General features: G+C 70.5%; 21 protein-coding genes and 1 pseudogene. 14 read left to right on the top strand and 8 right to left on the bottom strand.

Annotation, left to right across the window (positions count from 1 at the left end; genetic code table 11):
• Positions 1-81 precede the first annotated feature (81 nt).
• The 6 genes from ACTWPV_RS48540 (at position 82) to ACTWPV_RS48515 (ending at position 5,356) form a co-directional block, all read left to right on the top strand.
• Positions 82-771: a cupin domain-containing protein gene (locus tag ACTWPV_RS48540; protein WP_443157037.1), complete on the top strand. Its 690-nt coding sequence runs from the start codon at positions 82-84 to the stop codon at positions 769-771.
• A gap of 3 nt (positions 772-774) precedes the next feature.
• Complete coding sequence (locus ACTWPV_RS48535) at positions 775-1,494, top strand: dienelactone hydrolase family protein (protein WP_443157036.1); 720 nt, start codon at positions 775-777, stop codon at positions 1,492-1,494.
• Complete coding sequence (locus tag ACTWPV_RS48530; RefSeq protein ID WP_443157035.1) at positions 1,491-1,823, top strand: Rieske (2Fe-2S) protein; 333 nt, start codon at positions 1,491-1,493, stop codon at positions 1,821-1,823. Before ACTWPV_RS48535 ends, ACTWPV_RS48530 begins: the two co-directional genes overlap by 4 nt.
• A complete protein-coding gene (locus ACTWPV_RS48525; RefSeq protein ID WP_443157034.1) occupies positions 1,820-2,911 on the top strand; it encodes a mandelate racemase/muconate lactonizing enzyme family protein in 1,092 nt (363 codons plus the stop codon). The genes ACTWPV_RS48530 and ACTWPV_RS48525 overlap by 4 nt, the downstream gene beginning before the upstream one ends.
• A 16-nt stretch (positions 2,912-2,927) precedes the next feature.
• A complete protein-coding gene (locus tag ACTWPV_RS48520; RefSeq protein WP_443157033.1) occupies positions 2,928-3,803 on the top strand; it encodes a fumarylacetoacetate hydrolase family protein in 876 nt (291 codons plus the stop codon).
• A 209-nt stretch (positions 3,804-4,012) separates the two neighbouring features.
• Complete coding sequence (locus tag ACTWPV_RS48515) at positions 4,013-5,356, top strand: MFS transporter (RefSeq protein WP_443157032.1); 1,344 nt, start codon at positions 4,013-4,015, stop codon at positions 5,354-5,356.
• Between the two features lie 15 nt (positions 5,357-5,371).
• Here the strand turns inward: ACTWPV_RS48515 and ACTWPV_RS48510 are convergent, their stop codons facing one another.
• Entirely contained in the window at positions 5,372-5,566 is a 195-nt protein-coding gene (locus tag ACTWPV_RS48510) for a hypothetical protein (protein WP_443157031.1), read from the bottom strand.
• A 266-nt stretch (positions 5,567-5,832) separates the two neighbouring features.
• Here ACTWPV_RS48510 and ACTWPV_RS48505 point away from each other — a divergent pair, with 266 nt between their 5' ends.
• Together ACTWPV_RS48505 and ACTWPV_RS48500 are read left to right on the top strand one after the other, a co-directional pair.
• On the top strand, positions 5,833-6,702 hold the full coding sequence (locus ACTWPV_RS48505; protein ID WP_443157030.1) for a hypothetical protein: 870 nt from the start codon (positions 5,833-5,835) through the stop codon (positions 6,700-6,702).
• A gap of 40 nt (positions 6,703-6,742) precedes the next feature.
• Positions 6,743-7,474, top strand: coding sequence for a hypothetical protein (locus ACTWPV_RS48500; RefSeq protein WP_443157029.1), 732 nt, complete (start codon positions 6,743-6,745; stop codon positions 7,472-7,474).
• On the opposite strand, the gene ACTWPV_RS48495 is transcribed toward ACTWPV_RS48500, so the two are convergent.
• Positions 7,424-9,370 carry an amidohydrolase family protein gene (locus ACTWPV_RS48495; protein ID WP_443157028.1) on the bottom strand — a complete coding sequence of 649 codons (1,947 nt, stop codon included), beginning with the start codon at positions 9,368-9,370 and terminating at the stop codon, positions 7,424-7,426. The two genes, ACTWPV_RS48500 and ACTWPV_RS48495, sit on opposite strands and share 51 nt — an antisense overlap.
• Positions 9,367-10,596, bottom strand: a complete 1,230-nt coding sequence (locus tag ACTWPV_RS48490) for an aminopeptidase (protein WP_443157027.1) — start codon at positions 10,594-10,596, stop codon at positions 9,367-9,369. The genes ACTWPV_RS48495 and ACTWPV_RS48490 overlap by 4 nt, the downstream gene beginning before the upstream one ends.
• Positions 10,597-10,713: 117 nt before the next feature.
• On the opposite strand from ACTWPV_RS48490, the gene ACTWPV_RS48485 reads away from it, so the two are divergent.
• From ACTWPV_RS48485 to ACTWPV_RS48470, 4 genes are all read left to right on the top strand, one after another.
• Entirely contained in the window at positions 10,714-11,682 is a 969-nt protein-coding gene (locus tag ACTWPV_RS48485; RefSeq protein WP_443157026.1) for a DUF5937 family protein, read from the top strand.
• Positions 11,683-11,891: 209 nt separating this feature from the next.
• Positions 11,892-14,480: an nSTAND1 domain-containing NTPase gene (locus tag ACTWPV_RS48480; protein ID WP_443157025.1), complete on the top strand. Its 2,589-nt coding sequence runs from the start codon at positions 11,892-11,894 to the stop codon at positions 14,478-14,480.
• Positions 14,481-14,863: 383 nt separating this feature from the next.
• Entirely contained in the window at positions 14,864-15,238 is a 375-nt protein-coding gene (locus tag ACTWPV_RS48475) for a peptidase inhibitor family I36 protein (protein WP_443157024.1), read from the top strand.
• A 150-nt stretch (positions 15,239-15,388) separates the two neighbouring features.
• Complete coding sequence (locus tag ACTWPV_RS48470; RefSeq protein WP_443157023.1) at positions 15,389-16,180, top strand: hypothetical protein; 792 nt, start codon at positions 15,389-15,391, stop codon at positions 16,178-16,180.
• A gap of 659 nt (positions 16,181-16,839) precedes the next feature.
• Here the strand turns inward: ACTWPV_RS48470 and ACTWPV_RS48465 are convergent.
• Positions 16,840-17,955: an IS110 family transposase gene (locus ACTWPV_RS48465; RefSeq protein WP_443157022.1), complete on the bottom strand. Its 1,116-nt coding sequence runs from the start codon at positions 17,953-17,955 to the stop codon at positions 16,840-16,842.
• On the opposite strand from ACTWPV_RS48465, the gene ACTWPV_RS48460 reads away from it, so the two are divergent.
• The gene (locus ACTWPV_RS48460) at positions 17,878-18,192 is read left to right on the top strand and encodes a TetR-like C-terminal domain-containing protein (RefSeq protein ID WP_443157021.1); all 315 of its coding nucleotides are present in this window, start codon (positions 17,878-17,880) and stop codon (positions 18,190-18,192) included. The genes ACTWPV_RS48465 and ACTWPV_RS48460 overlap by 78 nt on opposite strands.
• 28 nt (positions 18,193-18,220) lie before the next feature.
• On the opposite strand, the pseudogene ACTWPV_RS48455 reads toward ACTWPV_RS48460, so the two are convergent.
• Both ACTWPV_RS48455 and ACTWPV_RS48450 read right to left on the bottom strand, forming a co-directional pair.
• A pseudogene (locus ACTWPV_RS48455) lies at positions 18,221-18,448 on the bottom strand (NAD-dependent malic enzyme); the annotation flags it as partial.
• Between the two features lie 279 nt (positions 18,449-18,727).
• Positions 18,728-19,042 (bottom strand): phosphodiester glycosidase family protein, encoded by a 315-nt coding sequence (locus ACTWPV_RS48450; RefSeq protein WP_443157048.1) that lies wholly within the window; start codon positions 19,040-19,042, stop codon positions 18,728-18,730.
• Here ACTWPV_RS48450 and ACTWPV_RS48445 point away from each other — a divergent pair.
• Positions 19,001-19,255, top strand: coding sequence for a hypothetical protein (locus ACTWPV_RS48445; RefSeq protein WP_443157020.1), 255 nt, complete (start codon positions 19,001-19,003; stop codon positions 19,253-19,255). The two genes, ACTWPV_RS48450 and ACTWPV_RS48445, sit on opposite strands and share 42 nt — an antisense overlap.
• Positions 19,256-19,423: 168 nt before the next feature.
• Here the strand turns inward: ACTWPV_RS48445 and ACTWPV_RS48440 are convergent, their stop codons facing one another.
• Together ACTWPV_RS48440 and ACTWPV_RS48435 are read right to left on the bottom strand one after the other, a co-directional pair.
• Positions 19,424-20,383 carry an NADP-dependent oxidoreductase gene (locus ACTWPV_RS48440; RefSeq protein WP_443157019.1) on the bottom strand — a complete coding sequence of 320 codons (960 nt, stop codon included), beginning with the start codon at positions 20,381-20,383 and terminating at the stop codon, positions 19,424-19,426.
• A gap of 80 nt (positions 20,384-20,463) precedes the next feature.
• Complete coding sequence (locus ACTWPV_RS48435) at positions 20,464-20,733, bottom strand: hypothetical protein (protein ID WP_443157018.1); 270 nt, start codon at positions 20,731-20,733, stop codon at positions 20,464-20,466.
• Between the last annotated feature and the right edge of the window lie 330 nt (positions 20,734-21,063).

Here is a 21,063-nt window from a genome sequence, read left to right as displayed (position 1 = left end):
CACTCACGATGTAGTGGCCTACTTCAGTAAACACTTACCTAAAGAGTGAGTCAAAACACAGCAATACCGGAGGTGGGCGACGTGACAAGCAACGCTCAAGGCAATGAAAACGGCGGCTCGCAGGTGGCTGGGCGAGCCATCAACATCGAGGAGTACGAGGCACTGCTCGCCACGATGCCCTCGGTCCGCGAGTCCAGCGAGGCGGCGTCGGTGCTGACGGCCGACGACTACTTCAAGGTGGTGCGCAAGCAGGACACCCGGCCCGCGTTCTGGAAGTTCCAGGACGTGCGCGAGACGCTCGACCGGCTCGCCGAGGAGCCCTTGCGCGAGGCCGAGCGGCGGTTCTGCACCACCGTCAACGCCGACACCGGCGAGTTGGTCGGCGCCTCACCGTTCATCTTCATCGGATGGCAGCTCATCCACCCCGGCGAGGAGGTGCCGCCGCACCGGCACAACTCCGTGGCGATCTACCACATCCTCGAAGGCAGCGGCTTCACCGCCGTCCAGTCCGCGGGCAGCACCTGGGCCAAGTATCACTGGGAGAAGGGCGACACGCTCGCCTGCCCGGCCTGGGCCTATCACGCGCACTACGCGGAGGGCGACGCGGACACTCTCATGTACGTCGTCCAGGACATGCCCATGATGGCGGCCAGCCGGACGCTGTTCTGGGAGGAGCCACTGGGCCAGGAGAACATCCGTCACATGGTCGTGGGCACCAGCCCGTCGTGGAGCGTCACCCGCCACGACGGCGCCGGCCAGGAGGAGGGCTGAGAGATGCGGCGTGACATCCGACTCAGCGAAGGCGGCGCCGGAGGGGTCCTCGTCGAGGCGAAGGACCCCGTGGACGCCCGGCCCGCCGTGGTCCTGACCACCGCCATCGCCGGCGTCAACGACTACGTCCTGCGCCAAGCGGACCGCTTCGCCAAGGAGGGCTACACCTGCCTCGTCCTCGACTACTACGCCAGGCATGGCGGCACCCCGCCGGACCTGAGCAGCCTGGACAAGATCATGGCCGCGGTGGCGGCGCTGCGCGACCCCGTGGTGATCGAGGACATGACGGCGGGCGTCCGCTGGCTGGAGGAGCACACGGGGGCCACACGGGTCGGCGCGGTGGGCTTCTGCATCGGCGGCACGTACGCGCTGCTGGCCGCCTCCCAGGTGCCCGGCCTGCGCTGCGCCGTCACCTTCTACGGGATGCTCAGGTACGCCGACACCACCGACGCCAAGCCGGTCTCCCCCCTGGACACCGCAGAGAAGGCGGCCTGCCCGGTGCTCGGCCACTTCGGCGAAGCCGACCACCTGGTGCCCGCCACCGACGCGGCCGAACTCGCCGAGCGCCTGCGCGGCAAGCCCGCCGAGATCTACACCTATCCGGGCGCCGGGCACGCCTTCCACGAGGACTTCCGGCCGGAGGTGTACCGCCCGGTGGCGGCCACCACCGCGTGGGCCCGCACGCAGCAGTACCTTTCGTACTATCTGCGAGAGACGCCATGACGGACCTGGACTGGGTCCGCCTGGCGCCCTCCACCGCGCTGCCCCGCGGCTCCTCCGTCGCCGTCGACATCGACGGCGAACAGGTGGCGCTCTTCCACGGCGAGGGCGGCTTCCACGCACTCGCCGACGCCTGCCCGCACATGGGAGCCCCGCTGAGCGACGGCGAATTCCGTGACGGGGTGGTGGAGTGCCCCTGGCACGTCCGGCTCTACGACCTGAAGACCGGCGCCCGGCGAGACCGGCCAGGCCAGCCCGCACGGGTGTACCCCGTCAGGGAGCGCGAGGGCTGGGTGCTCCTGGGGTTGCCCAGAAGGGAGGGGCGGCCATGAAGATCGACGCCGTGAAGATCGACAGGGTGGCGACCCGGCTGGCCGTGGTGCCGCTGGGCGCCGCGCGCGGCGGCTCGGGAGCGACGAGCCTCCAGGTGCTGCACGTCACCGTGCACGACGTCGAGGGCGAGACGGGCACCGGCTTCACGTACGCGCTCACCGGCGGCATCGAGGCCGCCCGCGCGATCCTCGACGACCTCTACGGGCCGCGGGTCGTCGGGGCCGACCCGCTCACGTGGGACCGCCACTGGCACGAACTGCGGGCCGCCACGCACCGGCTCGGCGGGGGTGTCGCCACGGCCGCGCTGTCGGCCCTGGACATCGCCGTCTGGGACCTGCGGGCCCGTGCCGCCGGGCTGCCCCTCTACCGCTTCCTCGGTGCCCACCGGGAGAGCGTCCCCATCTACGGCAGCGGCCGGGCCACCCACCAGATGACCGATGAGGAGCTGGTGGCCGGAGCCCTGGCGTACGCCGGCGAGGGGTACGACGCGATCAAGCTGCGGGCGGGCGCGCTCGGCCTCGAACGCGACGTCGCCCGGGTCGCGGCGGTGCGCGAAGCGGTCGGACCCGCTGTGCGGATCATGGTCGACTGCAACGAGCGGCTGGACCTGGCGCAGGCCCAGCGGCTCGGGCGGCGGCTCGATGACCTCGACGTCTCCTGGCTGGAGGAGCCCCTGCCCTCCCACGACGTCGCCGGGCACGCGCTGCTGGCCGCCCGCTGCCCGATCCCGATCGCCGCAGGCGAGCACCTACAGGGGCCGCACGCGTTCAAGCAGTACCTCGACCAGGGCGCCGCGTCGATTCTCATGCCCGACGCGCCCCTGGCAGGGGGCATCACCGCATGGAACCGGATCGCGGTGCTCGCCGAGGCGTCGAGCGTGGCGGTCAGCCCTCACTTCCTGCCGGAGCTGCACGTGCACCTCGCCGCCGCGACCAAGACGGCCACGTACGTCGAGCACTTCCCGCTCCTCGACGACCTGCTACTGGAGACCCTCACACCGGCGGGCGGCTCCGTCGCCCCGCCCAGCCGCCCCGGGCACGGCCTGCGCTGGAACCCAGACGCCCTCGACCGCTACTCCCCCTCATGACCGGGCTGGTACGACGATGAAGCTGGCAGTGTTCGACGACCACCGCCTCGGCGTGGTCGACGCCGTCAAGGCGAACGTCCATGACGTCACCGACGCCGTGCCCGGAGCGGCCGACCGCGACCCACTGGGGGCGGGCTGGTGGATCCGGCTGTGCCGGGACTTCCCCTCACTGCGCGAGCGGTTGTCGGCGGCGGCGCGGGCGGCGCCGCCGCGCCCGCTCACGGCCGTCAAGCTGCGTGCGCCGATGCTCAACCCCGGGAAGATCATCGCCTGCGCGTCCAACTACGGCGCCCACGTCGCCGAGATGCGTGAGGTGGTGGCGCCGGAGCAGACCGCCGGCGCGGGCGCGTGGCTGCTCGACTTCGACGTCTTCCTCAAGGCGCCGACCTCCGTCAGCGGCCCGGCCGACGAGGTGCGCCTGCCCACGGCCGCGCCGGCCGCGGGGCGGGAGATCCATCACGAGAGCGAGCTCAGCCTGGTCATCGGCCGCGGCGGCCGGGACATCGCCGAGGCGGACGCGGCGGCGCACGTGCTCGGCTATCTCATCGGCCTCGACATCACCGAACGCGGGCAGGGCGACCGCTCCCGCCGCAAGAGCCACGACACCTTCACCCCGCTCGGCCCGTGGCTCACCACGGCCGACGAGGTGGGCGACCCGCAGCGGCTCGACATCGAACTGCGGATCGGCGACACCGTACGCCAGCGGGTGAACACCGCCGACATGCTCACCCCGATCTCCCGGATCATCGCCTACGCCTCCAGCGTCATGACCCTCGAACCCGGAGACGTCATCATGACCGGCGCCCCGCCCGGCGTCGGCCCCATCCACCCCGGCGACTCCCTCCAGGTCACCATCACCGGCCTGGGCGAAATGACCCTCGCCGTCCGCTAGCCGACGTTCTGGCACGTCACCGCGCCGGCCGCCCACCGGCGGGCGGGCGGCCGGCGCCCTGCCCCGGCGACCGCGCTCTCCCCTGCTCTGCCCTGCCCACCAGCCACGCCGGTCACGACCAGCACAGGTCATGACCAGCACCGATCACGGCCGGCACCGGTCACGATCGTTCACAGTCACGACCACGATCGCCGAGCAAGGAGCCTCTGATGCGTCGTGCCTCCGTCTCCGCCCCCCAGCAGACCGAACACCACAAAGGAACCGGCAAGGCCACCGTCCTGGTCACCGTGCTGTGCTGGATGGCCGTCGTCGCCGACGGCTTCGACCTGATCGTCTACGGCAGCGTACTGCCGACCCTCGCCGGCGAACCGGGATGGGACATCGGCGCCGAGGGCCTCAGCGTCATCGGCGCGCTGACCTTCCTCGGGATGCTCATCGGCGCCATCGCGACCGGGCTGCTCAGCGACCGCGCCGGCCGCCGCCTGCCGCTGCTGGGCTGCCTCGTCTGGTTCTCGCTCTGCATGATCGCAAGCGCGCTGGCCGGCTCCCCCGAAGCGCTGGGCGCGGCACGCTTCCTGGCCGGGCTGGGCCTGGGCGGGCTGCTGCCGACCGCGTCGGCCCTGCTCATGGAGTACGCGCCACCCCGCCACCGCGTGCTCGTCTACGCCCTGGCCATCTCCGGCATCCCGCTCGGCGGCGTGCTCGCCGCCCTGCTGTCCCTGCCTCTGCTGCCCTCGCCGGGCTGGCGCGTGCTCTTCTGGATCGGCGCCGCCCCGCTCGTCCTGATCGTCCCGCTGGCCTGGCGTTACCTGCCGGAGTCCATGCACTACCTGGTGAACCGCGGCCGCCCCGATGAGGCCGCGGCCATCGCCGCCAGGTTCGGCCTCCCCGTGCCGGAGGCGGCACCGGAACCAGGCCCGGCCACCTCACTGTTCCGCGGGCGCGACCTCGCCGCCTCGCTCTGCTTCTGGATCGCCACGTTCCTGGCCCTGCTCACGTGGTACGGGCTGGGCACCTGGCTGCCGGGCATCATGCGCGACGCCGGCTACGAGCTCGGCTCGGCGGTCGGGGCGCTGCTGGTGCTCAGCATCGGTGGCGTGCTCGGCTCGTGGCTGATCGCCATGATGGGAGACCGGATCGGCTACCGCATGGTCGCCATCGGCTCCTTCCTCACCGCCGCCTGCTCGCTCTTCCTCCTCAGCATCCCGTCGAGCACCCCGGTGCTGTATCTGCTGCTGGCCGTGGCCGGCTCGGCCGCCGTCTCCACCCAGGTGCTCGTCAACAGCTTCATCGGGGTCTACTTCGCCCCTCAAAGGCGCGCGAGCGCGCTCGGGTGGTCACTCGGCATCGGCCGCACCGGTGCCATCGCCGGGCCGCTGGCGGTGGGTCTGCTCATCGGGGGCGGCCTGCCGTACCAGTGGAACTTCTATCTCTTCTCCGGCAGTGCGCTGCTGGGAGCGATCGCGATCACGCTGGTGCCGGCCCCACGCGCTCGTGCCGGCGTGGGTCGATCTGTGGCAGGCCGAACCAGGAGAAGACGCCAGAATCCATGAACGCAACGATCCGATCTATTCCGGCAGGAGTGATGCCGAGCACGTGGAGCGCGTGGGCGTGCCGGCCACCGTCCCGGGCTCCGGCGTAGAGCGCCAGCGCCGCTCACCGTGTGCGGCGGGCCGCTTCACGCAGATCTGGCAGACGATCTCCACCGTCGCGACCCTCGGATCCAGCAGGCGGGCGGTGACCACGAACTCCGCCTTGCCCATGCCCCGCTCACTCTCGCACGGGCGGCTCGGACCTGTGCCGCCTCCACCAGCAGGACTGGGCCGGCGCCGTCGGCCCGATGCCGCTGGGCTGGACCTGGTGCCGGACCAACGGTGACACCCCCTACGTCTTTCCCGAGGCGTGTGCCCTGCTCAAGGACACCCTGCCGCGGGTGTCCTGGTGGAAGAAGTAGGCGGCGCGGGTGCAAGGTGAAGATCACGCCTTCGGGCATTGACGTGGAGCCGGTCGATCGCTGAGTGTCGTCCGTATGGCGAGGGCTCGGCGGGACAAGCGCAAGAAGGCCGTTCGCACGGCGGCGGCCCGGCGGCAGGAGGAGCCGGGCCAGAAGAAGGAGAGCGGGGAGAAGGAGGCCGAGCCGGCCCGGCCCGGCCGTGGCAGGGGGATGCTGACGAGGCTGGCGGGCATCCTGAGCGCCGTGCTGGTCACGGCGGGCGGGGTGGTGCTCACCGACTGGTTCAACGCGCGCGGCTCCGACACCATCGGCCTCGCCGGCGATGACAGGCCGGTCACGGTCGGTCACGTGGCCGTGGACGTCACCAACCTCGACCTCGCGCTCGGGAAGGCCGTGAGCGATCCGGCGGACCGGGCGCTGCTGCTGGGCACCCCGTCCCGTGAGCATGACGCGTTGCTGGCACGCTACCGTCTGGCCCCGATCGGCGGCACGCGGGTCGTGGTCGTGCTGGTCGGCTCGCGTGGCAGCGCGCGCATCGTCGACATGCGCCCGCGGGTCCTGGCCCGGCTGCCCGTGTCCAGGGGCGCGCGGCTGAATATCCCCCGGGGCGGGCCGGTCGAGACGGTCGAGCTGGGCGCCGATCTCGACCGTCCGGTTCCGAGGTTCGCGCCCAAGGGCAAGCCCGATGCCTCGTACTTCGCGGAGCACCAGGTGGATCTCAAGCGCGATGAGCGGGTGACGTTCAGCATGACGTTCCGTGGCGAGAAGGCCTGCTACGAGTTCGATTTCGTGCTCACCGTGCAGGTGTCCGACCACACGGAGGAGGTCGTGATCAAGGCGCCGGACGGCGGGCCGTTCCGGCTTACCGGCGCGTCCGACACCTATGACTCCTCCTATGAGCACGGAGAACTATCGCGGCGCGGGCACCGAGGCTCAGGGGTATGAGAGCACCGGGACCGGGGGGTCCCTCCGATTCCTCTCACCGGTGCGCGTACCGGGCACGCTCACCCGCTACCGCACCGGCGGCGAGGGGATCCGCTGGCGGTCGTCGCTGGAGTTCGACCAAGCCGGTTTCGTGTACCGCGTCAGGTCGCCGCTGAAGGAGCTGACCGAAAGCTCCGACACCGAGGACTGGCAGCCGTCCGTCATCGGCCCGGCCGCGACCGGAAACTCGTACCGGGCCGAGGACAGGCTGTTCTTCCTGGCGGACGCGCTGTTCGACGACCCCCGACCAGGGTGGTTCGCCAAGGAGGAGAACGCCGCGTACTCGATCGCCCTGGCCAAGGACGGCCAGGAGCACGCGAGGGAGCACTGCTCCGCGCCGGTCATGGGCTACTGCGAGCTGGGTACCGACGTCCCCGGCGCGGAGGCGGCGTACACGCTGACGATGTCGGGGCAGCGGCAGGTGCCCTACGCCACGCTCTCCACCAAGGTGGACGCCAAGTGGACCTTCCGGTCCCGTACGACGGCGGACGTGTCGGTGCTGCCGCTGCTGCACGTGCGTCTGCACCCGCAGGATCTCGATGAGCTGAACCGGGGCCAAGCGCGGCACGTCCACCTCGATCCCGATCCGCGTCGAGAGGCCCGGCGGTCCGGTGGACGACCTCCGGCCCAAGGTGGAGGTGTCGTTAGACGACGGCGCGACGTGGCGGACCACCCGCCTCGTCTACATCGATGGGCAGTGGTCCGCGTCGGTGAACAACCCGGCCGCGGGTGACTTCGCCTCGCTGCGCGTCTCGGCCGGTTCCGGCGACGACTCGGTGGTCCAGACGATCATCAGGGCGTACGGCCTGACCTCGTAACGGTGACCACGCGGGGCCCTGGCCGTCCACCGGCCGGGGCCCTGTCCGATCAGCGGTGGCGGAGGCCGTGCAGGATGGCGCGGGTGGTCGGGTCGGTGCGGCAGACAGACCGACGAGAGCCCCTCCCGCGGGCCAGAGCCGCGTGTGCCCTTGCCGAGGCGGACGTGGAGTTTGCCGAACCTGCCCAACTCCCATTTGACGTCGGCCGGGTCCAGACTGCGAGCCTCGTTCACCCGCAGGCCGACCTCGGCCATCAACCGGGCGCGGGGGCTGTATTCGGAGCGGTACGGGCTGGTCATCGTGTGGACGTTGGTGATGTCGCCGGCGTCGTGCACGGCGTGGCCGGGTGGCACGAAGCGCGTGTTCGGGCTCTTCTCCCGCAGGAAGCGGCGGGCGTCGTCAGAGCCGGGCGCGTCGGCGGCGGGGCCCGTGAGGCCGGGCCAGACCTGCTGTTCGCAGGCGGTCTGGACGCGCCGGGCGAGTGCCGGGGTGTCGAGGTTCGCGATCGTACCGTCCCGCGCGACGGTACGCCCGTTGACCACGACGCGCGTGACGTCCTGCGGGCCGGCGTGGTAGACGATGCTCTTGACAGGGTCGCGCAGCGGGGTCAGGCCGGGAGTGTCGGTACGGAAGATGACGAGGTCGGCCTTGGCGCCGCGGGAGACGCGGCCCAGGTCGCCGCGGCCCAGCGCCTGGGCGCCGCCGATCGTCGCGGCGTGAAAGAGCTCGCGGGCGCCGACCGCCCCGGTGTTTCCGGCGGCGTTCTTGGCCAGGATGGCGCCCAGGCGCATCTCCGTGAGCATGCACTGCGGCGCCGCGTCCGTCGACAGTGCCATGGTGACGCCGGCCGCGAGATAGCGGCCGAAGTCCTCCAGCAGGACCCCGGTCCTGGCGAACTGGGTCGGGCAGTGCGCGACCGTGGTCGCGGACCGGCCGAGCAGGTCGAGGTCGCGGCCGGACGGGGACGATCTGGTCGCGCTGTGGGAGTCGATGAACACGCAGTGCGCGAGGATGACGTCGCGGCCGAGGAACCCCGCCCTGTCGAGCAGTTGAACCGGTGTGCACCCGTAGCGGGCGATGATGTCGTGGAACTCCAGCCGTGACTGGCCGCAGTGCGTGGTCAGGAGCAGGCCCGCCTCGCGGGCGGCGCGGGCGGTCTCGGCGAGCAGCGACGGGGAGCAGGTGTCCACGGCGCCGGGTGCGACCATTCCGTTGACGAGCCCGGCGAAGCGGCCGTTCACGCGGAGGGCGGAGGCGACGGCTTGAGCGGCGCTCCGCTCGTCGTCGGCGTGCCGGTGGCGTTCGTAGCCGATGCGGTGACCGTCGTGGATGACCCTCCGGTGGGAGGTGAAGGCTTCACCGACGTACGTACGCAACCCGCTCTCGCCGGCGGCCGCCACAGTGACGTCGGGCGTGTCGGTGACGTCGACGCAGGTGGTCACGCCCGAGCGGAGGAGCTCGGCGATGGACAGCCTGGTGGTGAGGGCGCTGAGTTCGGGCGTCACGGCGTGCATCATCGGAAGGACGTACTCGAACAGAGTGGAGCCGTAGAAGTGCTCGGAGCGGCGGTCCTCGCGCAGTGACCGGTCGATCGACCCGAACGACAGGTGGTTGTGCAGCGAGATGAACCCGGGAGACAGCAGGGCGTGCGGCAGGTGCTCCTCGACGTCGGCCGCCGTGTCGGTGCGCGGCCCCGCGTAGGTGATCGTGTCGCCCTCGTAGATGACGGAGCCGTCGCGGACGAGCCGGTGCTCGCGGCCGTCGTGGACGAGCACGAAGGCGACGTCCAGCCTCGTACGTCCGGCGCTCATCGCCGCCCCTCCCCGGCACCGTCCGGCTGCCAGGTCTCGCCGTGCAGGATATCGACCTCGGTCCCGTCGCGGCGCCGGGCGGTGACGGTGACGTCCGGGCCGCCGACCATGAAGTCGGTGTGCAGGGGCGCCTGGTTGACGCCCAGGTCGCGGAGCTGGCCGGAGGTGCGCTCCAGCCAGCCGGGGATGACGTTGGGTATTCCGGTGCCCCACGCGAGGTGGCAGGTGGCGTTCTCGTCCAGGAGGGACTCAAGGTAGGTACGGCCGGTCCGCCCGATCGGCGAGCTACGGTCCACGAGGGCCACCTCTCCCAGGCTCAGCGCCCCGTCGTCGACGGCGAGCTGCGACCTGACCGCGTCCGCTCCACGGCTCGCCCGCACCTCGACGATCCGGCCGGCGGCGAACGTCAGCCGCAGATCCTCAACGACGACCCCGCCGAGCTCCAGCGGGCGCGTACTGGTCACCACGCCTTCGGCGCGGGTGCGGTCCGGGGTCGTGTACACCTCCTCGGTCGGCAGGTTCACGATGTTGAGCTGTCCGGTACGCCCGGTCTGTTCCGAGGTCAGCCACAAGGCTCCCGGGATCAGCCCGATGGTCAGGTCCGTGCCCGGCCCCGCGAAGTGGAGGGAATCCAGGTCCAGCCGGCTCAACCGGTCGGCGTGCCGGCGCAGCTCCGCCATCCGGTCACGCCAGGCCGCCACGGGATCGGGCCGGTCGAGCCGCATGAAGTGCTCAATGTCCCGCCACAGCCGTTCGACGTCGGGCTCGCCGAACACGAGACGCGCCCACTCGGCGGTCGGATAGCAGACGACCGTCCAGGCCACCCGCGTGTCGATCTGTGCCTTGATCCGGGAGGCCAGCGCGGGCATCCGGTCCAGGCCCGCGCGGTCGCCGTCGAGCCCGGACAGCAGGCCGGGGTCGGGGTCGCCTCTGATGCTGATCAGCGCACCACCGGCGGCGGCGAGATCTTCGTACCGGCGGTCGAGCCACGGCGGCGTCCACACCAGGGATCGCCGCTCCGCGTGGCGGACCCGGGATGCCTTGGCCTCGGGCTCGAAATACCACACGTCCACGTAACCGGCACCCCGGCGGTAGGCGTGCTCGGTCAGCGCGTGCACCAGCGGCGCGTGCGCGGCCAGGGCGTCGATCGCGAGGATCTGCCCGCCCCTGAATTCCAGTCCCGCGTCGAGGACCACCTCGGCGTACCTGTCCAGCCGGTCCCGCATCGCCCACTCCTCACCTGGTCACAATGCCTTGCCGCCGACTATCCGCAGCGGGGAGGCTGGTCGGCAAAAGATTTGGGAATGCCCGAATCTTCCCCCTGGCATGGCACAGGAGAAGCGATGATCCGCCTGCGTTTCGGCGAAGCCGACCTGCTCCGCAGCCGATTCGCGGTGGCACCCCTGTGGGAGACCATCTCGGTGGTACGCGCGGTCCGATGGCACGCCCCGCGCGCGGCGCGTCCTCTCCCATGGCTGCGGGCCATCGCCGAGCGGGCGGCGGCCGTCGACCTCGGTGTGCTGCCGGATCTGCTGCCGGCCAGGGGCTACGCTCCCGACTTCCTGTCCCCGCCGCCCACCGGGCCGCTGCCGGATCCCGAGGACGAGTTCGGCCGGCTCCGTGGCCTGCCCCTCGGCGTCGTCGCCGCCGAACTCGCCAGATCGGGCATGCCGGCCGCCGTCTCCGCCAGGATGCTCGGCGACCCGGCGGCGGCCCTGGCCCACCTGACCGCCTTGATGCGTCACGTCTGGAACCGGCTGCTCGCCCCGCACTGGCCACGCATGCGCGACATCCTCGAAGCGGACATCGCCTACCGGGCCACCGGCCTCGCCCGTGGCGGGTTCCAGTCGATGCTCACCGATCTGCACCCCGGGGTCAGATGGGCCGGCGGAACCCTGGAGATCGCCGGGCCGGGCCGTGAGACGCTCGACCTCGCCGGCCGTGGCCTGCTCCTCGTGCCGAGCCTGTTCGGCCAGCCGCCGAGCGTACAGTACGACCGTCCGTGGCAGCCCACGCTCATCTATCCGGCACGCGGCACAGCCAACCTCGTCACCCGCCCACCGGCACCGCCAGGCACGCTGACGGCCCTGCTCGGACGCAGTCGCGCCGCGATCCTCGCCGAACTCGACGAACCGCTGACCACCAGCACCCTGGCCCGCCGCCTGAACCTCAGCCCGGCCACCGTGTCCGGACACCTCAAGGTCCTGCGCCACGCCGGGCTCCTCACCGCCCGCCGGACCGGGCACCAGGTCCGCTACGGACGCACCGCCCTCGGCACCGCCATCGTGGACCCCGAACGGCGACACCGGTGAGCCATGGCCCGATGCCCGCCGGTCCGGCGGGACCGCCGCACCGGCCGGTTTCGGCCACCGGCCACGTGGTCCGGAGCCGTTGTGCCCTCGCACGACTCCTCAAAGTCGCCAGGGCAGGTGGAAAACGCCGGGCATCTGATTCACCATGCGCTTATGGCGCTGCTGCGAAGGGTCTTGATCGCGCTGGCGGGCGGCGTGGTCGTGGGTCTGTGCGCGATCGTCGCGATCATCGGCCTGGACGCCGCCGTACCAGCCGCGGAGAAGGCGGCGAGAACCGCTCGGAACCGGTCGCCGAGCGCCCGCGCGAAACGGAGCCGGAGCCCCGCTACGGCGGCAACCACGTGGACTTCCGCGGCGGCACCTTCCACGAGACCGTCATCGGCGTGCTCGAGCAGCATCACCACCATTACCACGACCAGGAGCGGGCACCGGGCGAGCGCTTCACCGGAGCGCCCTACCGGGGGTTGACGCCGTTCGGCGAGGACGACGGCGAGCTGTTCCACGGCCGCGAGCAGGCCACCGCCGAACTGGCGGCACTGCTGGGCGAACGCCTCGACACCCACGGCATGGTCGTCGTGACCGGTCCGTCGGGAGCCGGCAAGACCTCGCTGATGCGCGCCGGAGTCCTCCCGCATCTGGGCAGACATCCGTTGCCCGGACATCCGGACAGCACCCGCTGGCCCTATGCCGTCATGACCCCCACCTCCGACCCCCTGACCGCGCTGGCCACCCAGCTCGCGGCCCTCATCGGCGGCGCGGACCCGTGGGAGACCCGGCGGCGGCTCGCCGAACATCCCGAACGCGCGCCCGCGCTCTTCCGCCAGGCCGTGCTGGCCCGCGCGGCCGTCTCCGGACGGCACGACGCGCACCGTCACCGCCTGGTGCTGATCGTCGACCAGTTCGAGGAGATCTTCACCCTCCCGCCGGGAGACACCGGCCCGGACACCAAGGCGTTCCTCACCGCGTTACGCGAGGCCGCCCGCTCCCGCCCCGGCGGCCCACCGCCCGCGGCGCTGGTCATCATCGTCGTGCGCGGCGACCACTGGGACCACTGCGCGGCCTTCCCTCAACTCACCGACGTCCTGCGCGCCGGGCCCTACCTCCTCGGCGCGATGAGTGACAGCGAGTTACGGCAGGCGATCATCGGGCCCGCCGCGTTCGCCGGACTCCGGCTCGACGACGGCCTGACCGAGCTCGTCGTCGGCGACCTGCGGACGGCGGGGCAGACGATCGAACCGGGCACGCTGCCGCTGCTCTCCCAGTCCCTGCTGACCACCTGGCACAACCGGGACGACGACCGGCTCACCATCCGCGGCTACAGCGCGGCCGGCGGCGTCGCCGGCGCCGTCCAGGCCAGCGCCGAAGCCGCCTACCACGGCCTGACCGACCGGCAGCAAGCGCTGGTACAGCCGATCTTCCACCGGCTCACCCTCATCACGCCGGGCGGTCAGGCGGTGCGCCGCCCCGCCGGCCTGGTCGAACTCCGGGCGGACGGGCGGCAGGACGTCGACGAGGTGCTACGCGCCTTCGTCGAGCGGCGCCTGCTCGTCGCCGGGCCGGGCTCCATCAGCATCGCCCACGAGGCGCTGCTGCGCTGCTGGCCCCGTTTGGCCGGGTGGCTCGCCGCCGACCAGGACCACCGCATTCTGTACGACCGGCTCCGCGAAGATGTCGACATCTGGCAGCGCAACGGCCGCGATCGTTCGTTCCTCTACACCGGGACCCGCCTGGCGGCCGTCACCGCCTCGCGCTCCCGGTGGGAGCGGGACCCGTTGCGGTATCCGCCCCTGCCCGAGCCCGGCCACGCCTTCGTCGCCCGCTCCCAGCGCGCGGCGGCACGCAGGAAGGCGCTGGCCAGGATCGTGATGGCCGTCATCGTCGCGGTGGCGGCGGTCGCCGTGGTTCAGGGGAGAACCGCGGAAACGCGCCGCCTGGAGACCCTGTCGTCGCTGGTGATGTCGGAGAGCACTCGCCTGCGCCAGAGCGACCCCGCCACCGCCGCGCTGCTGGCGGCGACCGCGTCGCGGATCAGCCCGAGCGACGAGACTCGGTACGGCATGCGCAGCGCCTGGACGAGCGGCCTGCGCGCGACCCTCCACGGCCGGGGCAGGCCGGTCACCCATCTGGCGATCAGTAGCGCTCCCAGCGGTGCGGCCACGGTGCTGAGCAGCACGGACCAGGGCGTCGTCCACGTGCAGAAGCTTTCCGCCCGGCCGCCGTACCGACCCGCCTCGGCGCCCCGCCAGGTCGCGCGCGGCAGCAGCGCGGTCCTGGGCGCGGGCGGTCGCGTCGCGGCGATCTTCGGTGCGGACGGGTGGATCAGGGTGTGGAACGCCGACCGCGGCGGCATCCTCGGCCCACCGCTGGAGCGCGTATCCGGCCGCAGGACAGTCGCCTTCACCCGGGACGGCTCCCTCCTTGCCCTGGCCCGCAGCGGAACCGTGAGCCTGTGGGACACGACGACAGGGCGGCTGCAGGGGGAACCGTTGCGCGGCTCGGGTGAACAGGGTGCTCCATCCGTTCTCGAAGGCCTGGCCGGGCGCCACGAGCACGAGCACCAGATCGGCGAGGTAGGGCCAGGAGGCCATCGCCAGCACGGACACACTCGCGGTGAACCAGTTGATCCTGGCGCCGGGCAGGAGCGCTGTCACACGCCGGGCGAGAGATACGATCATGGCTCGGCGGTAGCCCTGTTCCAGAGTCCCGGCGAGGAGATCCGCGAAGCTTTGAGGGGCCCCGTCAGTCCGATCGGCTCGGACCTTCCACTATCTCACTGGCCATTTCACGCCCTGAGGTAGGAAGCTACGGTGAGATCGACGCCCTCCGGTATCGCGCCGCGGTGCGCCCCCGGCCAGAGTGCCGAAGTCGGCCCGACCGTCTGATGCGGGCGGAAGATGGATGAGGCGTACGGACCGCACGTCCGGCACCCCGCACTCCGGGCACCCTCCATGGCACGCGGTGTCCGGGATCACACTCCTGAAGGGTGGCGCGGGTCGTGTGGGTCTGATCTCCAGCGAAGACTGGTCAAAGTACAGATTCTGCGAACGATCTTCCTACCTAGAGTTTCCTTCCAGCGCAGGCGGAGCTCCCACCGCCCAGCGAGCGTGAGCATGCCCGCACAGGTCCTCGTCTCCTACCCCCACCCACCCTCCAGGGTGACGAACCCCAGCAAGGAAGACACATGAAGAAACTCACGATCGCCGTTCTCCTCGCCGGCACCGCCATCGCCGGAATCCCCGGAACCGCGTCCGCCGACAACGACACCAGCGCCGCATCCGCCGGCAGCCTGTGCCTCTACCAGGCCTTCAACTTCACGTCCGGCAGGGCCTGCTTCGAGTCCGGCGACAGTGACCTGAGCAACAACCAATACACCAACGGCTATAACGTCGACAACAGGACGAGCTCAGTTACCAACGCCACGTGCAAGGACTGGGTCCTCTATGACGGACCCGGAGGAACCGGGGGCCACTATCCCGTCTTCGTCAACGAGCGCATCAACCTTTGGGACTGGGACAACAAAGCGTCCTCGTTCTACGTGCAGTCGACCCACTGCTGAGACCGGCCGGGCCCGCCTTCTCCCTCTGCTTGAGAAGGCGGGCCCGCCCGCCCCGGAAAGATGGATGGCATGCGGCTACGGTCTGGAATGGGCGTCTGTTTGGTGTTCGTCGTCCTGGGCTGTGGTAGTCAGGGCGCTCCGGTCGAGCGTATGTCCGTCGGCGAGGTCAGCGGCATCGCTCCGAGTGCCGAGGTCCGGCGTATGCGCTTGCCGTTCGATGACTACGGGATCGGTGCGCGGGACATGGCCAAGCTGAGTCATGCGGCCGAGGTTCTGACGGAGAGATGCATGCTGGGCAAGCATCTTGGCTGGGCCACACTTCCACCGTATCCTGTGCAGGACGCCAATCACCGTCGGCGGTACGGAGTCATCGAAGAGGAGGTCGCCAGGCGGATCGGATACCATATGGCGGATGATCCGGTGGTGGTGGAGAACAACCGCCGTGAGGCGCTTCGCAACAAAGGTCTTTCCGCTTCCCAAAGCGCGGCGGCCCATGGCCCGGATGGCAATAGCGGATGCGTGAAAGAGGCCTGGATAAGGATCGGAAGATATAACGACAGCTCGGACAAGGCGTTCGTCTGGCGCCTTTCTGGGGAATCCTTGGAGTTCGCCAAGAATCACGCGGACGTGAAACCACTGTTGCGCAGATGGAGCCTCTGCATGAACAGCCGGGGATTCCGCTACGACGATCCTTGGGCGAGCGCCGGCGATGCTCGATGGTGGAAGTCCGGGCGCTCCACACGTGATGAGATCGCCGCGGCCGTCGCCGACGTACAGTGCAAGAAGGAGACCGGGCTGGTCTCGGCCCTGGCCCGGGTGGAAACGGCTTTTCAGAAAGACATGCTGGAAAAGCACGGCGAGCGCTTCGCCGTGATCAAGGATCATTATCGGCGATGGATGGACGACGTCGAATCCATCGCCGCCACGGCTTCCGACGGCTGATCCCGATTCGTCAGCCGCCTGTGACCGGCGCGCACGCCTTGGAGGCCGTGGCGGCGGGCGCCGTCGGCGCGTTCGTGATCGTGAAGACGCGTGATCCGGCACCGGGAACGGTCGTGTCGCCTGCGTTCGGATCCCGTACCGAATCTCTCTACGAGCCGCATCTGGGGTGAGATCCCGCTACCGCTGTCCCTGCTCGCCGGAGGGGCTACCTTCGGCGGTGCCCTGCCGCTCGTGCACAGCCTGATCAACTACTCCCCGAGAAGGAAGCACTTGGGGCCTGACCGGCGTCTGGATCTGACCGGGCCGCCGCTCGCCCCGGAAACCTGATGGCCGCGCCGCCCCTCGGCTTGGACCCTAGCCTGGCGGCATGGCATCGACGCAGCGCAGCGTTGCCGAAGCGCAGGATTAGTCTGGCACGCCGGCCTCGTACGGGCGGTGTGCTTTGCGGTTGCGGCAAACGCATCGGCGCTGGTCATCGCTCCGGAGCGCGTGCGACTCATTCCTTGTCGTCCCGACCGTAACCGCGTCCGGCCGGCGCCGAGAGTCGCACGCGGTGACCGGGCCGGACAACTCTGACCGGAAAATAGCCACCTGTGCCAGGGCGCGGCAGCGAACCCCGGCGGACGACGGTGCGTCGGGGCTGGTGTGATCGGTATGGATCAGGCGGCTTGGGTCAAGGTGACGGTGAGCCCGAGGGCTTCGAGCTGGCGGACGTGGTTGCGGATCTTCTTGCCGGTGTCCAGCCGGTTGAGGTAGTAGTCCGATTTCAGGTCGTGGAAGGTCGCATACGGGTCGACGAGGAGATGCCAGACAATGACCAGCAGCGAGCGGGCGACCGCAACCAAGGCTCGGAGCTTGCCGCGGCGTTTGACGATGCGGCGGTAACGCTCGCCGAGGAAGGAATCTGTGCGGGCGGCTACCGCAGCGGCCTGGCCGAGGACGCCTTTCAGGTACGGGTTGCCCTTGCCGACCCTGCCCGCGCCGTTCTTAGCGCCGGACTGGAGGGTCCGTGGCGAGAGTTTGGCCCAGGACACCAGGTGATCGGCAGTGGGAAACCGGCTCATGTCCACACCCACTTCGGCGATGATCACCTGGGCGGCGAGGGGGCCGATTCCGGGGATCTCGTCCAGACGCTCCACCGCGGAGCGGACGATCCGCGCGAGGTGGCGATGAGCGCAGTCGGCCCCGGCGCAGTCACACCCACCGGAGCCACCCTCTCCCTTTCCCGAGTCGTCCCCGCAGCCGGGCAGGTCGGCCAGTAACTGATCGATCCGGGCCGTGAGCTTGTCGATCTGCCCGGTGAAGGCGTCGATCTGGTCCAGCAGCAGTCGCGCCAGTTCGGCATGATGGTCGTCGAACCGGCCGGTCAGCGCCTCCATCAGCGTGGCGTGCTTGCGCTTCATCCGCCCGCGCGCCAGCTCGGCTAGCGCCCGCGGGTCGCGTTCGCCGGCGATCAACGCCTCGATCATGTCCCGCGCCGAGGCGGTGTCCAGGCTGCTGGCCACCGCCGACACCATGATCAGCGAGTCCTCCAGCAGCTTCTCCAGCCGTGACCAGTACCGGGTCCGTTCCCGGGTCAGGTCGGTGCGCAGGCGGGTGTAGTCGCGCAGCACCCGGATCTCGGCCGGCGGCACGAACGAAGGACGCAACAACCCCTTCTCGGTCAGCTTGGCCAGCCAGATGCTGTCCAGCTTGAGATGGCCGATGTGCTCTCCGGGCCGGCAGGCAAGGGGATGCGGGGTCTGCTCAGCGAGGCGCCGAGTGATTCGCAGCATATGAGGGACGCTCGCAGCTTGGTTCACGGCCTCGGAAGGGGGGTCATGGAAGCGGTGGTGCGGAAGGCCGCGGAACGGGGCGAGGTCGCCTGCGAGGCGATCAGATCGAGCAGGCTGGAGGTTGGACACGCACTGATACACCAGCACTTCCTCTTCGGGGCTGCGCCGGTGTCCGACGAGTTGATCGTCGGAATTGTGGATGATGTTGTGTTGCCTCTCTTCCTCTCCGCGCCCTGAGCCAGGCCTGGATGGCCGGTGCCGCGGGCCCCGTGGCCACCACGGCCGCGTGCTCGCGCGCCTCGTCCGGCGACACCTCGGGCTCCGGGTCGGCCGACGCGAACACCACCGGGTCCTTGGCCATCGTGGCGATGTCGTCGCCGGTCAGGATGCCCGGCGCGGACACCCCGACGAAGACGTCGGCGTCCTTGACGGCGCCGCGCACGTTCCCGGAGTGGCCCTCGACGTTGCTGTGGTCGGCGATCCAGCGCAAGGTCTTCGCCCGGACATACTCCTTCTCCCCAACCGGGTCACCACGGGACCGGCGACGCCTCCTCAGGTTGCCCGCTTCGGTGATGAATGCGGGCTCGATCGTGTGCAAGGTCCCGTTGCGGTCGACGACCTCAAGGCGCGTCCGGTGGACATGTCCTTCCGCCTTCATGCAGATCTTTGAGTGAAGTCGTAGTCCAGCTTCAGCCCGTTGCCGTCGTGGCCGTCCGGGGTGGATGAGACGGTTCCGATCGCGTGCAGGCTCCAGAAGTCCCGGTTCGACGTGTCATCGAATGCGTCCGCCACGCCCGGGGGAAGACTCGCTCAGTACGCCATGACGCGGCCGGATCCGGGCCCCGGGAACCGGTCTCGTTCTGTCGCCGTGCCCACCCAGAAGCCCGTGGCCCTGCCGTTGCCCTCGGGAAGGAACATCGCCGGCCCGGTGGGCACCGGACGAGTGCCCGCGGCGTCGGACGGCCGGTTGACGAGTTCGGCGTCCTCCTGACCGGGGTCGCGCGATGAGCGTCGTCGAGCCTCCGCCGTCCAGGTTCAGCGCACTGTGCGCGCCCAGATCGACGATCATCCGCACCAGCTCGTTCAGCCCGATACCGCGGGAGAACTCGGGCCGGCGAGTAAGGAGGCCGGTTCGGCCGTTCTCTACTCCGGGTACGCCGACCTGGTCTCCTACGGCAGGGCCTTCCTCGCCACCCCCGACCTACCCGCCCGGTTCGCACGCAACGCCGCACGCAACTCCATCGACACCGGCATCACCGGAGCCACCTACGACGTCAGTGGCGGCTCCCGCGTCCCTTGACCACGCCGACGTCGCGTTCGCGTCGATGGCGCGGGGGCCGCAGCCAACCCCTTCGATCAGCACGACTTGGTCAGCGTGGGACGGTGCGCGCCGGAGAACGACCTCGTGCGACGGCTCGTCGACGATCTGGACCGGCGAGTTGTCGTGCCGAACACCACGGAGTCACACTCAGGCCGGCGCGTCGCCGGGGTCCGCGACCGTAAGGACGACCTTGCCGACCGTACGCCCCTTCGCCACCAGGTCGTGTGCGTCGGCGACCGCGGCGAGCGGGAACTCCTGGGAGACGTGTACTGCGAGCTGACCGCTCTGGTGCAGGTCGGCAAGGCGCTCCAGGCCGTCGGCGTCCGGCTCGACGAGGTACCAGGTGGCCCGCACGCCGAGTTCGGCCGCTCGCTCGGTCATCCCCGGCGTCCAGGCGCCCTGTGCGTTGACCAGGACACCACCGGGACGCAGGCACTCCAGCGCGCGTATCGCCGCGTCGCCGCCGAACATCTGGATCACCGCGTCCACACCGCTGACCACCTCGGGGAGGTCGACGCTGGTGTAGTCGATGGCCTCATCCGCGCCCAACCCCCGGACGAACTCGTGCTTGGCCGGGCTGGCGGTGCCGATCACGTACGCGCCGCGGGCCTTGGCCACCTGCACGGCCAGGTGACCGACGCCACCCGCGGCCGCCGACACCAGCACCCGCGCACCCGGCCCGACCTCGGCCGCGTCCACGATCATCTGCCAGGCGGTCAGCCCGGCCAACGGCAGCGCCGCCGCCTCCGTGAACGACATCGTCTCCGGCATCAGGGCCAGGTGCCTGGACGGCGCGGTCACGTACTCGGCGTACGCGCCCGCCTCCCTGGGAAACCACGGCATACCGAACACCCGGTCACCGCGCTTGAACCTGGTCACCCCGTATCCCACCTCGGTGACCACCCCGGCCACGTCCCAGCCGTTGACGAACGGCAGGCTCAGCACCATGTTGTAGGCCTGTCCACGCGAGGTGTAGACATCGACCGGGTTGATGCTCGCCGCGGCCACCTTCACCAGCACCTCGGTCGGCGCCGGCTTCGGCACCGGCAGATCGACCAGCTCGAACGACTCGGTCCCGCCCCATTCCCGCTGCCGGATCGCGCGCATCACCACTCCTCAGGTCCATCCATATCCGGGACGAAACGCTAATAGGGCGGTGGCGGGCGCGGAATCTGTCAATCGACTCGTCATCCAAGGCGCCTTTCACAGGTCGCCGCATATCCCTTCAAGCGCATGTTGGAGGAAGGCGATGGCCGCCGGGAGCGGGTCGGCGGGGAGGGCGAGCAGGATGGTGCGCCCGCCTCCCGCACGAGTGTCATGATGAGCGGCTCACCTCCGGCCGTCCACATGGTGAACGGCTGCCGGGTCAGGTCCGCGACCGTCGCGCAGTGGCGTACGTCCAGGTCGTGGCCGCCGGGCAGGACGGCCCGCAGCTGGTCGGTGGCCGGCGGGCGCATGACCAGATCGGACGCGCCGGCGGCAGCCGCCCACGGCGATCCTCCCGACGGTGTAGCCGCAGGTGAGCGCATCGTGCATGGAGGTGCCTGCCGGTTGGCTGGTGGTGGCGGTGACGCAGTAGAGCAGTCCACCCAGCACCGCCCAGGCCACAGGGGCGACCATCCCGGACAGGCTGAAGGCCATGATCCCCTCGCCGAGAGCCATCGTCAGCGGGTCTCCATGCGGCTCGGGCGGGTCCTTCTGGTGCAGGTGCGGTGAGCACGCTGGGACCCCGGGGCGCCTGGCCGAATCCGGCAGATGACCGGGTGTACGGCGCGATCCCTCCGTAC

It is taken from the genome of Nonomuraea sp. KM88, assembly GCF_052245635.1.
GTDB lineage: Bacteria > Actinomycetota > Actinomycetes > Streptosporangiales > Streptosporangiaceae > Nonomuraea.
This window is presented reverse-complemented; position numbering and strand designations above follow the sequence as displayed.